The following is a 12,936-nucleotide window of genomic DNA, read 5'->3' on the forward strand; positions in this document are numbered from 1 at the left end:
GATGATATGTAATATTCAAGAAAATTTACATATCGCTAATACAAATAGAGGGATAGAAAGAAAAGGAGGAGAGGTTATGATGTCAAAAAAATGGATTGCTTTATTGGTTATTGTGTTTGCAGTAGGAGGACTATTGTCTGGTTGTAGTTCTACAACGGGCGGCAAAGAACAGGTAATTAGAATATGGCAGGGGTCTGAGCCGGAAATTCTTGATCCTGGAAAATCAACAGGTGTACCTGAAGCAAATTATGAATTGGCATTATTTGAGGGGTTAGTGGTATTAGATGCTAAGGACATGCCTGCGCCGGCGGCAGCTGATAAATGGGAGGTATCACCCGATGGATTAAAGTATACCTTTCATATCAGAGCCAATGCAAAATGGTCCAATGGTGAACCGCTAACAGCACATGATTTTGAATATGCTTGGAAGAGGATATTGAGTCCAGAGTTGGCTGCAGAATATGCCTATATGCTGTTTCCTATTAAAGGGGCAGAAAATTATAACAGTAAAAATGGAACAGTTGACCAAGTTGGGATAAAGGCTATCGATGATAAAACATTGGAAGTAGTATTAGATAAACCGACAGCCTATTTTTTAGCTCTTGCTACTCATCATTCATTCTATCCTGTTAATAAAAAGACTGTGGAAGCCAATGGGGATAAATGGGCTAGTGACGTAAAGACACTGATTAGCAATGGTCCTTTCAAGGTAGCTAACTGGGTGCATAACAGTAAATTAGAAATGGTAAAAAATGACCAATATTGGGATAAAGATAAAGTAAAAGTTAGTAAATTAGAATGGGCATTGCTGGAAGCGAATACGACAGCTTTATCCATGTTTGAGAATAACCAATTGGATTATGTGTATGAACCTCCGATGGCAGAAGCTGAGCGCTTGAAAAAAGAAAACAAGCTAACTGTAGGTAAATATCTGGGCACTTATTATTATGAACTTAACAATAAGAAAGCGCCTTTTGATAATCCCAAGGTTCGAAAAGCCCTTGCCTTGGCTATTGATCGCGATAGTCTAGCTAAAACAGTGCTAAAAGGTATACACAAACCGGCGGATGCCTGGATTCCCTATGGGTTTACGGATTCTGTAACTGGCAAAGATTTCAGAGAAGAAGCAGGCGGTTATTTTAAAACAGATATAGCGGAAGCAAAAAAACTGTTGGCAGAAGCCGGATATCCTGAAGGTCAAGGATTACCTCCCATTACTTTGATTTATAATACCAGTGATAACCACAAAGCTATTGCTGAGACAATTCAGGAAATGTGGAAGAAAAACCTTGGCATTACGATTGAAATTCAAAACCAAGAGTGGAAAGTTTACATACAAAATCGGAAAAGTGGTAATTTCCATATGGCCCGAGCCGGTTGGATTGGAGATTATGCTGATCCAATGACCTTTGCTGATTATTTCATGACGAATGGCGGCAATAACCATGGGAAATACAGTAATATAGCCTATGATAAATTGATTGAAACGGCGCAATTGAGTAGTGATTCTAAAGTGCGTATGCAAGCCATGCGTGATGCGGAGAAGATTTTTATAGATGATATGGGGTCTATTCCAATCTATTTTTATGGCAATCCATATTGCATTAAGGAAAATTTGAAAGGTGCCATCAAATCTGCTACCTCCGTGGTTAATTGGAAGGAAGCCTATTTCGAGAAGTAATGAGATTTAAGTGTATGTAGCGAAGATGTATACGCATTGTGTATGCATCTTCCTTATAAAGAAGGAGTGAAAGAATGTTCAGTTACACACTGAAACGTACTTTTAATTCAATAATCGTAGTGCTAGTGATCATTACCGTTACCTTTGCCCTAATGCATTCCATTCCTGGGGGGCCTTTTACCAATGAAAAGAAAATTCCCGATGCCATTATGAAAAATATTGAGGCACGGTATAAATTAAATGATCCTTTATGGAAACAGTATTCCGACTATTTAGTGAACCTTGCTCACTTTGATTTAGGACCTTCCTTTAAATATCCTGGTCGTACGGTGAATGATATTATTGGTGAAAGCTTTCCTGTATCTCTACAGTTGGGTGCGGCAAGTATTGCCATTGCTATCTTTATCGGTATACCGGCAGGGGTCATATCTGCTTTGCGGCAAAATAAATGGCAGGATTATCTGACCATGTTTTTTACTACAATTGGTATATCAGTACCTAGTTTTGTTATTGCTACTGCTCTTGTTTATGTATTTGCAATAAAATTGCAATTATTACCGGCGGCTATGTGGGGGGGAGTGGAGTATATGGTTTTACCAGCTATTGCTTTGGCTGGTATGCCTATGGCTTTTATCGCTCGCCTGACCCGCTCCTCTATGCTGGAAGTGCTGGGGCAGGATTATATTAAGACTGCGAAAGCCAAAGGCTTGCCTCAGCATATCATTCTCTATCGTCATGCGCTAAAAAATGCTTTGATTCCCGTTGTTACTTATATTGGGCCTATGGCGGCCGGAATATTGACAGGTAGTTTCATAATTGAAACCATCTTTGCCATTCCAGGTCTCGGGCGTCATTTTGTGACAAGTATCTATAATCGTGATTACACAGTTATTTTAGGCGTAACTGTCTTTTACAGCATTTTGGTTGTTGGATTAAATATGCTGGTAGATCTTATCTATCCTTTGTTAGACCCACGAATAAAATTGAGCACAAAGCGGGAGGAGTAGCAGGCCGGTGAATTTAGAATTATTTAAGCCAGCTATTTATAATCAGGCTGCTGACATTACTAGACCAAGTATTACGTATTGGCAGGATGCCTGGATGCGTTTACAAAAAAATAAAATGGCTATGGCAGGGCTATATATTGTAGTTTTTGTCATCCTAATAGCAGCGATTGGACCTGTATTGTCTCAAGCTTCTTATTCAGACCAGGATCTATCACAAGCAAATCAATCTCCGAGTATTGAGCACTGGTTTGGTACGGATAACTTGGGGCGAGATCTCTTTATTCGCGTATTGTATGGCGCCCGCATTTCCATGTCTATTGGAATTGTTGCCAGTCTACTTAACTTTACTGTTGGTGTGTTGTATGGTGGCATAGCGGGTTTTTCAGGCGGCAAAGTTGATAGATATATGATGAATATCGTGGACGTTCTATATAGCATTCCTGTTTTACTATATGTAATATTGCTGATGGTAGTGTTAAAGCCAGGACTAACAAATATTTTTATTGCCTTAGGGATTTCCTATTGGCTACAGATGGCTCGTATTGTACGTGGTCAAATACTAGGTCTCAAAGAACAGGAATATGTATTGGCAGCTAGGACAATTGGTGCGAGTAATTGGCGTATACTGCTTCGGCATTTGATCCCCAATACTATGGGACCCATTATTATTACTATGACCTTGGCAATACCAACGGCTATTTTTACGGAAGCATTTTTAAGCTTTATTGGACTTGGCGTTTCGGCACCAATGGCTAGCTGGGGCGTACTGGCTTCTGAGGGAATAACTAGTTTGCGTTCCTATCCTTTTCAACTATTTTTCCCGGCGATGGCGATCAGCATTACGATGCTTGCCTTTAACTTTCTCGGGGATGGTCTGCGCGATGCCTTAGATCCCCGCATGCGGCGTTAGGAGGTCAATGATGAAATCATTATTAGAAGTACAAAATTTAGCAGTATCCTTTGATACTTATGCTGGTGAGGTGAAAGCAGTTCAGAAGGTTAGTTTTTCAGTTAATGCTGGGGAAGCGATTGGTATTGTTGGAGAATCAGGTTGCGGCAAGAGTGTGACGGCTCATGCAATCATGGGGTTAATCCCTAGTCCCCCGGGAAGAATTGTGGAAGGTAGTATTCTATTTGATGGTGTGGATTTATTACGAAAATCAAATAAGGAAATGGAAAAAATCCGCGGTAATGAAATCGGTATGATCTTCCAGGATCCTATGAGTTCTTTAAATCCCGTTTTAACCATTGGAAGACAGATTGCTGAATCCCTAGAGCTTCATCAAAAAATGTCAAAAAAGGAAGCTCTGGTGAAGGCTGTAGAGATGCTAAGAGTGGTAGGCATTCCTTGTCCAGAAGAACGAGTTAAAAATTATCCTCATCAGTTCAGTGGTGGCATGAGGCAGAGGGCGATGGTTGCCATGGCATTGGCATGTAACCCGAAGCTATTGATTGCCGACGAGCCAACGACTGCCTTAGATGTTACCATTCAAGCACAAATCCTGGACTTGATAAAAAGTCTTAATCAGAAATTTAATACATCTGTTATTATGATTTCCCACGACTTGGGAGTTATCGCCAGTCTATGCAGTCGGGTGATTGTTATGTATGCCGGCAGAATTGCGGAGAGTGGTTCTGTATATGATGTGTTTCACAACCCTCAGCATCCCTATACATGGGGTTTGCTAAAATCTCTACCAAGGACAGATGTCAGCACCAAGGAACCTTTGGCGGTTATTCATGGACAGCCACCTGATTTATTGGACTTGCCAAAGGGGTGCCCATTTTCTCCCCGTTGCCCTCACGTTATGCAGGTGTGTATGGAAATGTATCCAGAGGATAGTATGATCAATGAACACCATATGACTCGTTGCTGGTTACAACATGAGAGTGCACCTAAAAATAGGCGGGAGGTGACGGTATAATGGCAACAGAGCCATTATTGGAAGTTCGCAATTTAAAAAAATATTTCACGGTAGCAACTGATTTTTTTGGAAAACCTACAAGCTGTTTAAAAGCAGTTGATGATGTAAATTTTAGTATTAGAGCAGGGGAAACCTTAGGTCTAGTCGGGGAAAGTGGCTGCGGTAAGTCTACTACAGGTCGCACGATTATTGGTCTGTATCAGCCAACAGAAGGAGATGTCTTATATAAAGGCAAATCTGTTGCTGCTGGTGGTAAAAATCAGCCTCTATATCGTGATATACAAATGATATTTCAAGATCCCTACGCTTCTCTGAATCCGCGGATGACGGTAGGAGATATTGTTGGCGAGCCGCTGGATATTCATAAGCTTGCTGTCGGCATAGAACGAAATACTCGTATTATGGAGTTATTAAGCCTCGTAGGGCTCAACAAAGAACACGCCAACCGTTTTCCCCATGAATTCAGTGGTGGACAACGGCAGAGAATCGGCATTGCCAGAGCATTAGCCGTCAATCCGAGCCTCATTATTTGCGATGAACCTATTTCTGCCTTGGATGTTTCCATTCAGGCTCAAGTAGTCAATTTACTAGAAAAGTTGCAGAGGGAGCTTGGGCTTACCTACTTATTCATTGCTCATGATTTGGCGATGGTCAAGCATATTAGTACACGAGTAGCCGTGATGTACTTAGGGAAAATCGTGGAACTTGCTGAGACCCAGCAGTTATACGGTTCACCACAACATCCTTATACACAGGCATTACTCGCTGCGATTCCTATTCCTGATCCAACAGTAGAAGCCGCTAGAAAGCGCGTACCTTTAGAGGGCGATGTACCCAATCCAATTCATCCGCCTTCCGGTTGTCGCTTCCGTACCCGCTGCCCGCATGCCATGGCAATCTGTGCTGAAGAGGAGCCAAAGTTGATTGATCGAGACGGGCATTTTGTAGCATGTCATTTGAAAAAATGACCTTGCACATGAGAACTTAGAGGGGGTGATGTTTACCAAGGAACGTAGCTCACGAACTTATAAGGTATTCATAAAGCGTTTAACAAAAAAGATGGAGAGTGTACTATGAGAAAAAAATTAGTGAAATCATTCATCTTAGGATCGTTGTTGAGTATGTCAGCAACAGCTTTTGCCGCGAATCCTTTTGAACTTGTTCCTACAACAAACTGGACTTATGATGCAATCGGGAAACTAGTACAAGGGGGTGTCTTTGAAGGCTATAGAGACATTAATTTTAGCAAAAGTCAAACCTATACTCGTTATGAATTGGCTACTTTTGTTGGTAAAGCACTAGCCAATGAGGAGAAAGCAAGCGCTGAACAAAAAGCAACCATTGATAAATTAGCCGCAGAATTCAAGGGGGAACTTACCAATCTGGGAGTATATGCTGCTGCGACCACTCCTAAGACGGTAGCACCTACCGCTGCCGCTGCGCCTGAAAAGGTTACGATAACTGGTGACACTCGTTTTCGCTTTGAGCATACGAAAGGCATTTCTGATGACGTAAACTTTAGGACAAGATTTGTTGTTGGTGTTGATTTAGGTGATACTTGGAAGTTTAATACCCGTTTTGTTAATAGTAATAATATTACTTCCTATGATGGAAAGGATGACAGTGGAAGTTCTACTACGAAGATCAATTTGTCGTATGTGACAGGTAAAATGGGTGATGTTGGTGTAATGTTTGGCAGAATGCCCCTAGCCTTGGGGAAAGGTTTGCTGGTAGATACTGATTCCAACTGGGATGGTGCAAAGCTTGATTTTGGCAGCAAGGTAAAAGGCCAAGTTGGTTATGCTCGAGCAGGAGACAAGAAAAAATACTTCTTTACTGATGTTACAACCAATTTGACTAAAGATCTGGACGTTACAGCATCATACTTAAAGGATTCCACATATATTAATAGTGGAATTGACTACGTAATTGATAAAGATCCTACCAGCCCTACTTATCTTCAAAACATTGTCCAGCAAAGAAAGAATATAAACGCCGAGTACAAAGCTTGGACAGTTGGCTTTGGGTACAATGGTTTAGAAAATCTTGCAGTCGTTGGTGAATATGGTAAAAATGAGGTTAGCAATACCAAAGCATGGATGACCGGTGTGACATTTAGACAGGCTGACCGTAAAAAAGTAGGCTCCTGGGATATTGGCGTAACTTACAAAAAGGCAGGAAATGGATTTGACCCTGAGTACTGGAGTACAGCGGATGCCACTTTCGCTATGGAGGTCAATGCTATGAATGATATTCAAGGTACTGAGTATGCTATAGATTATGTTCCATTAAAAGGCGCAATACTTCATGTGAGTTATGGTGATATGAAAAATTACGCTGGAAATAGTAGAGATGCTCGGCAGTATTTTATAACAAATCTTAGTTACAAATTCTAATATTCTAGGGACTGTAAAAATAACATATGTGACAAACTCCTGCAAAGCGGCCAAGCCTTGCAGGAGTTTGTTTCAAAGGAGGTATGTGATTTTAAAAAACCGCCATTGGTTGTTTTTCACTTTGATAAACTTTCGTGCATTTTTCATTCCGCCTGTTTCAGCGAACATAGTGGAAATCTTTTCAGCTTCAATCTAAGGGCTTTGATTACAGCATTTTGTTAATATTATAGAAAAATTAATCTAGTAAGGAGAAATTAGAGCAATAATTCACGTATAAGGTGAATTGTTGCTCTTTATTAATGCTTATTATAGCAGTCTAAATAAGGTTATTATTAAAAAAATAATATAAAAAAACACAGGATGCAGATTGAATTACTTCTTGTTAATTTTTCCAGGGAATAATTTGTCTTTATAATATGATTCGGCCTGATAGATTACGGCTAAAGGATTATGACATAAAACTCTATCTTTCACTGCAAAAACAGTTACAGGAGCTTCTGAGTATTTTATAAATAAAGAATCATGTCCAACACATAAGCCTAAAACGATGTTAAGATCTGTTTTGGATTCATTTAAAAACATAGCTTGACCAATAGGATTGCACATAGCCACTTTATTTATATTATTGGTATCAATAAGTTCTCTAGACAGATGTCCATTTTTACATATAATTGAATTTACTACAAAGCCATTATGAGAAAGTACCTTACTTAAGATATTAGCTTCTTTAACCAATCCAATACAGAATGCTAGACCGATATTTTTATATCCACATTTATTGGAAAAATCTATTGTTTCCTCTAATCTTGTCTTTTCACAATAACCTTCGCTTACCACTAATGCTGATGCCTGTGCAATAGTATGGTTATCTTTCTGTTTATATAATTCTTTTATTTTCTCTATCTTTTCATTATTACATGGACAGTTTTTGGGAGCTTTATCAACATCTCCGCTGCTACAAACGTGTATAGAACATAAAGCACAACTATACATAATAATTCCCTCCTTAATATAGTCAAAGAAATAGATGATCTGAATAGAACTATTTTCATAATTTGATCAAATAATTGTTAGAAGTTGTGTTAACATATAAAGTGTAAACAAAAGTTGTCATATTTAAAAGTGACAGATTCTTTAAATAATAGGGTACAGAAAGGGGGGGAGTATAATATTTTCATTTACTCCATTTATAGATCATACAATAAAAAAACCAATCTATTATCAATTGTATGAGTATATAAAAGAAGAAATTATCAATGGAAATATTAAAGGGAAAGAAAACTTACCATCACTTAGAAATTTATCAAAATATCTTCATTTAAGTAAAAATACCATTGAAGCTGCTTATCAACAACTTTATGCTGAAGGATACATTGAAAGTATTCCTAAAGTTGGTTATAAAGTTGTTGATATTCATTCTGATTTACTAAACGTGTCACAATCCTATAATGACACAACACCAAAAGATGAAATTTCTAATAATATAAAGAATTATAAGTATGATTTAGCACCAAGATATGTAGATAAAGCATGTTTTAATATAGGCATCTGGAAAAAGATAATTAATTTAATTATAAACGAGGAATTTGAAAGCCTTTTAAGCTATGGTGATCCACAGGGGGAATTGGAATTACGTCAAGAAATTGCTAAGTACATATATGAAAATAGAGGTGTACACTGTCAACCGGATCAGATTATTGTAGGAGCAGGAACGCAATATTGTTTAAATTTAATTTGCCAAATGCTTAGAGAAAATTTTAATACGATAGGTATGGAAGAACCGGGAAGTAACTATATACGATATATTTTTGAAAGAAATCAGTTTGATGTTGAACCGATTGATGTGCTAAAGAGTGGGTTAGATGTAAATCAACTTGAGGATAGTAAATGTAAGATTGCTTTCGTTACCCCATCTCATCAATTCCCGAAAGGTGTAATTATGTCGGCAAGAAATAGGGTGCAGCTTTTAAATTGGGCCAAAAATAAGAGTGGGATTATTATTGAAGATGATTACGACAGCGAAATGAGATTTGTAGGAAAACCGATTCCGTCATTAAAAAGCTTAGATAACGATGACAAAGTAATATACTTAGGTTCATTCTCTAAAATTTTCATTCCAACGCTTCGTATAAGTTTTATGGTATTGCCTTATTGGTTGCTAAATTTGTATTTAGAAAAATATAAAATGAGTGGACAAACGACTTCAAAGCTGATTCAAATTGCATTGGCGCGTTTTATGAAAAAAGGTTATCTACAAAGTCATATTCGTAAAATTAGAAGACACTATCAGAATAAGAATACTGCTATAACGAATGCTATTCATACTTATATGAAAGATAACATTAACTTAATAAGTAGTAATGCGGGCATGAGGGTTATTTTAGAGATAAAAACAGATTTAACGGAAGAGCAAATCATAAGTCTTGCCCAAAATTCTGGTATAAACCTAGTTTCTCTTTCGCAATATTACATAGAGAAGAGCAACTATGCGCAAACTGGGAAGATTAGAGTAATGCTTTCATATAAAGGTATACCTCTAGAGGATATAGAGCCGGCCATTAAAAAGTTAAGCAATGCATGGTTTAATCATGCTACAAATATATGAGTAACGGTTTAACTCTGTTTACTGTTTAGTAAGATTAAGTGGTTGCTGTTAAATAAAAGATAAAAAGAACCATTGTAGACTCCAAATACGAAGGGATATGACAAAGTCCTGCAAAGCAGCGTAGCCTTGCAGGAGAACGGTAATATTATATTAGATCCTTTTTCGATATTAATAAGTCCTTCGGCAAAAATTGGGCAATGATAAACTTTAACTTAAAAGAAAATAGCCATAACTTACTTTACGTGAGTTATGGCTATTACTTAATGGCTTTTTTAGGGATGTTGGCCTATTCTTCTCTACTCAAAGGAGAATCCTTTGTAAAGGATTTAGTTTCAATAGCGACGGGGGTGAGCTCTTTTAGTTGTTCCAGCCGCAAAAATAGCATGAGGGTGAAAACTACTTCAAACCCTTTAAAAACTGGCCCCAAAAGAAAATAAAAAGATAGAGATGTAAAATAAGTTTTAAATATGTAGGCAAATAATATCTCTATGCCCTTAGTTAATAGTAATGAGCTAAATACACGCCACCAATATCCTTTCACCAGCTCTTTACTATACTTTAGGGCCTTCATCCCTCGAAGGTCTCGCAAGACAACGGCTTCTAATGTAAATATATATAATATAGTATAGATGATTCCGGGGATGACAAAAAGTAAACCAAGAAGCAAGATTCTCAACATAAATATTGCGTAAGTTATCGCAGCGGTAGAAGATTTTGCACGCGCGAAGCTCATTATTGTTGTCCAATTGATGGCTTTATTATATATAATATCTGCAATAAATTGAATCAGTGCACATGATCCTATAATCTGGGAAATAAATCCAACTACAAACAGAAAAACATTAAGGGAATTAAAACTATGGTAGTCTTTTACCGTTCCATGAGAAATTGAATATGGTAGTGACATTACAAAAGAAATTGCTATAATAGGGCCTATATTTTTTTTGAATATTTTCCAACTGAGTTTGAAGATTTCTATGATTGATAGTTCTGGACTCGATGCAAGTAGTTCATTGTAAATCTCCAAGGAAGTGCCCCCTCTTGTTCAATTAACTTTCTTTTATAATACTGTACTTTGAAAAAAAATTCATCTATCCAAAGATATATAGTAATTAGATCCGATTAATAACACACGTAGACGATAAGATATAAAATAAGTAGACTAAATAAAGAAGGATTATTGTAATATGCGGACAAAGATGATAAAAAAGGTAACGCTATATAGGGAGAGTGATATAGTTGAAAAAAAGAATTGTATTGCTAGTTTTAATTGTACTGATTTGTCTTCAAGGAATAGTCTTTGCTGCTGCTCTTGAAACGGAGTTAGTTAAGATTCCACTTACAGTAGAGAATGAAACATTCCTGTTAGATGCAAAGATTTACAAGCCAGTCGGAGAAGGGCCGTTTCCACTACTGGTGATTAACCATGGAACACCCCGTCTTGCTGAAGACAGAGCAAAAACAAACGCTTCGGTTGGATATAAAAATCAGTGTGAGACATTTGCTAACTTAGGATTTACGGTAGTATTTGTTGTACGTCGGGGTTTCGGTAGTTCGGAAGGGCAATATGTTGAAAACAAGGTGTATGCAGATGGGACGCGAAATTATACTAAATCAGGATTAGAAGCGGCAAAAGATATTAGCGCTACTGTTGAATATATGAAAACTAAGCAGTATGTCGACAATAAGAGAATCGTTTTATTAGGGCAATCTACAGGAGGGCATTCTGTAATTGCTGCAGGGTCGCTACATAGTGATGGTGTTATTGGGATTGTAAATTTCGCTGGTGGGAGGGGGTCTTATGCCCCAGACTTAGTACGCGATGAGAAAAACTTAATTAATTCGATGGCTCATTATGGGAAAACTTCAAGGGTGCCCACGATATGGCTATATTCAGTGAATGATCATTACTTTGGACCGTCTCTTGCTCAAGCAATGGTAAACGTCTATGTAGGTAATGGTGGGCAAGCAAGGTTTATTTCATTACCAGCATCTGGAACAGATGGTCATAGTTCATTTGTGCATGCTCGTGATAACTGGTATCCACATGTTGTAAATTTCTTAAGTGAAATTGGAGCTATAAAAGAGAGCTTATAGAAGACCCCAGAGAGGGAATCGTATATTTAAAGATGGCAATTTATCATTTATGGGAGAGATTTAATGAAAACATTATTGTTTGTGCTGAAAGGATTTGAAACCATGGAATTCAGCGTTTTTGTTGATGTCATGGGATGGGCGAGAAATGACTATGGGTTTGATGTGCCAGTTGTAACATGTGGTTTTCAAAAAGAGGTAACCAGCACCTTTAACATTCCAGTTTTAGTTGATAAAACAATTGATGAAATAAATGTTAATGATTATGATGCTTTGGCAATTCCGGGCGGGTTTGAGGAATTTGGATTCTACGAAGAAGCCTATGATGAACGATTTTTGAATCTTATTCGTGAATTTGATAAACAAGGCAAAATAATTGCCACGATTTGCGTAGCGGCGTTGCCCGTAGGTAAAAGCGGGGTGTTAATGGGAAGAAAAGCCACTACCTATCATTTGCGGGATGCATACCGTCAAAAGCAGTTGAAAGAATTTGATGTTGATGTGGTAAATGAGTCTATCGTCGTGGATAAAAACATTATTACCTCCTATTGTCCTGAAACCGCTTCAGGTGTAGCATTTAAACTTTTAGAGAAACTGACTTCCAGAGAAAAAATGGAAATTGTAAAACATGCAATGGGCTTTAGATGAATATACCACATTCGCTTTCTAGTAGCCGATAGTAGAGCTGTTATAATCTTTGAAAATTTATATGTTTTCAGGAAGAATGTTGTAAAAGTATCTAAAACTATTATAGTCAAAAGATAAAAGAGAGACTCAGCACAGTAAAAATGCGGAGTCTCTCTTTTATCTTTTTGCCATATTTAAAATGCACTATTCCTTCGGAAAGCTAAGGTTGGCTTTTGGCCAATTCAATTCACCCCAGTCACACATGAGGTCCAAGATAGGAACGAGTGTCTGTCCTTTTTTTGTTAACGAGTATTCAACTTTAGGCGGAATTTGGTGATATTCTTTGCGATCAATTAATTGATCAGTTTCTAATTCTTTAAGTTGTTGGCTCAGCATTTTGTGGGTAATACCTGGGAGTTTTCTCCTCAACTCCCCGTATCTTAAAATCCCGTGGGCAGATAATATATAAATGATTAACCACTTCCATTTACCACCGAGCACAGACAAAGTATATATTACAGGGCAATCGAAGTTAATTTCCTCACATTTTTCCATATGGACACTCTCCTTAAGTATAGTATCTTCCTTGATATATAGTATC

At 37.7% G+C, this 12,936-nt stretch carries 12 protein-coding genes; 9 read left to right on the forward strand and 3 right to left on the reverse strand.

Annotation, left to right across the window (positions count from 1 at the left end):
- The first annotated feature begins 76 nt into the window (after positions 1-76).
- The 6 genes from QSJ81_RS04410 to QSJ81_RS04435 all read left to right on the forward strand — a co-directional run bounded on the left by QSJ81_RS04410 (position 77) and on the right by QSJ81_RS04435 (position 7,009).
- Positions 77-1,681 carry a peptide ABC transporter substrate-binding protein gene (locus QSJ81_RS04410; protein WP_285716206.1) on the forward strand — a complete coding sequence of 535 codons (1,605 nt, stop codon included), beginning with the start codon at positions 77-79 and terminating at the stop codon, positions 1,679-1,681.
- Between the two features lie 74 nt (positions 1,682-1,755).
- A complete protein-coding gene (locus tag QSJ81_RS04415; protein WP_285716207.1) occupies positions 1,756-2,688 on the forward strand; it encodes an ABC transporter permease in 933 nt (310 codons plus the stop codon).
- A gap of 7 nt (positions 2,689-2,695) precedes the next feature.
- Positions 2,696-3,598, forward strand: a complete 903-nt coding sequence (locus tag QSJ81_RS04420; protein WP_285716208.1) for an ABC transporter permease — start codon at positions 2,696-2,698, stop codon at positions 3,596-3,598.
- A gap of 7 nt (positions 3,599-3,605) precedes the next feature.
- The gene (locus QSJ81_RS04425; RefSeq protein WP_502929635.1) at positions 3,606-4,613 is read left to right on the forward strand and encodes an ABC transporter ATP-binding protein; all 1,008 of its coding nucleotides are present in this window, start codon (positions 3,606-3,608) and stop codon (positions 4,611-4,613) included.
- Complete coding sequence (locus tag QSJ81_RS04430; protein WP_285716209.1) at positions 4,613-5,581, forward strand: ABC transporter ATP-binding protein; 969 nt, start codon at positions 4,613-4,615, stop codon at positions 5,579-5,581. Before QSJ81_RS04425 ends, QSJ81_RS04430 begins: the two co-directional genes overlap by 1 nt.
- A gap of 105 nt (positions 5,582-5,686) precedes the next feature.
- Entirely contained in the window at positions 5,687-7,009 is a 1,323-nt protein-coding gene (locus tag QSJ81_RS04435) for a hypothetical protein (protein WP_285716210.1), read from the forward strand.
- A 372-nt stretch (positions 7,010-7,381) separates the two neighbouring features.
- Here QSJ81_RS04435 and QSJ81_RS04440 read toward each other — a convergent pair whose 3' ends face one another.
- On the reverse strand, positions 7,382-8,002 hold the full coding sequence (locus QSJ81_RS04440) for a DUF1847 domain-containing protein (RefSeq protein ID WP_285716211.1): 621 nt from the start codon (positions 8,000-8,002) through the stop codon (positions 7,382-7,384).
- Positions 8,003-8,222: 220 nt separating this feature from the next.
- On the opposite strand from QSJ81_RS04440, the gene pdxR reads away from it, so the two are divergent.
- Positions 8,223-9,614: a MocR-like pyridoxine biosynthesis transcription factor PdxR gene (gene pdxR / locus QSJ81_RS04445; RefSeq protein ID WP_502929639.1), complete on the forward strand. Its 1,392-nt coding sequence runs from the start codon at positions 8,223-8,225 to the stop codon at positions 9,612-9,614.
- Between the two features lie 286 nt (positions 9,615-9,900).
- Here pdxR and QSJ81_RS04450 read toward each other — a convergent pair whose 3' ends face one another.
- Positions 9,901-10,641, reverse strand: coding sequence for a DUF7847 domain-containing protein (locus QSJ81_RS04450; RefSeq protein ID WP_285716213.1), 741 nt, complete (start codon positions 10,639-10,641; stop codon positions 9,901-9,903).
- A 212-nt stretch (positions 10,642-10,853) separates the two neighbouring features.
- On the opposite strand from QSJ81_RS04450, the gene QSJ81_RS04455 reads away from it, so the two are divergent.
- Positions 10,854-11,711 carry an alpha/beta hydrolase family protein gene (locus QSJ81_RS04455; protein ID WP_285716214.1) on the forward strand — a complete coding sequence of 286 codons (858 nt, stop codon included), beginning with the start codon at positions 10,854-10,856 and terminating at the stop codon, positions 11,709-11,711.
- Between the two features lie 63 nt (positions 11,712-11,774).
- On the forward strand, positions 11,775-12,356 hold the full coding sequence (locus QSJ81_RS04460) for a DJ-1/PfpI family protein (protein WP_285716215.1): 582 nt from the start codon (positions 11,775-11,777) through the stop codon (positions 12,354-12,356).
- A gap of 183 nt (positions 12,357-12,539) precedes the next feature.
- Here the strand turns inward: QSJ81_RS04460 and QSJ81_RS04465 are convergent, their stop codons facing one another.
- Entirely contained in the window at positions 12,540-12,890 is a 351-nt protein-coding gene (locus tag QSJ81_RS04465) for a winged helix-turn-helix transcriptional regulator (protein ID WP_285716216.1), read from the reverse strand.
- Positions 12,891-12,936 lie beyond the last annotated feature (46 nt).

The organism is Pelosinus sp. IPA-1 (assembly GCF_030269905.1).
Lineage (GTDB): Bacteria > Bacillota > Negativicutes > DSM-13327 > DSM-13327 > Pelosinus.

Excerpts from the sequence above, each read along its gene's own strand:
- QSJ81_RS04410 (WP_285716206.1), top strand. The coding sequence starts at position 77 with ATGATGTCAAAAAAATGGATTGCTTTATTGGTTATTGTGTTTGCAGTA.
- QSJ81_RS04415 (WP_285716207.1), top strand. The coding sequence starts at position 1,756 with ATGTTCAGTTACACACTGAAACGTACTTTTAATTCAATAATCGTAGTG.
- QSJ81_RS04425 (WP_502929635.1), top strand. The coding sequence starts at position 3,606 with ATGATGAAATCATTATTAGAAGTACAAAATTTAGCAGTATCCTTTGAT.
- QSJ81_RS04430 (WP_285716209.1), top strand. The coding sequence starts at position 4,613 with ATGGCAACAGAGCCATTATTGGAAGTTCGCAATTTAAAAAAATATTTC.
- QSJ81_RS04435 (WP_285716210.1), top strand. The coding sequence starts at position 5,687 with ATGAGAAAAAAATTAGTGAAATCATTCATCTTAGGATCGTTGTTGAGT.
- QSJ81_RS04440 (WP_285716211.1), bottom strand. The coding sequence starts at position 8,002 with ATGTATAGTTGTGCTTTATGTTCTATACACGTTTGTAGCAGCGGAGAT.
- QSJ81_RS04460 (WP_285716215.1), top strand. The coding sequence starts at position 11,775 with ATGAAAACATTATTGTTTGTGCTGAAAGGATTTGAAACCATGGAATTC.
- QSJ81_RS04465 (WP_285716216.1), bottom strand. The coding sequence starts at position 12,890 with ATGGAAAAATGTGAGGAAATTAACTTCGATTGCCCTGTAATATATACT.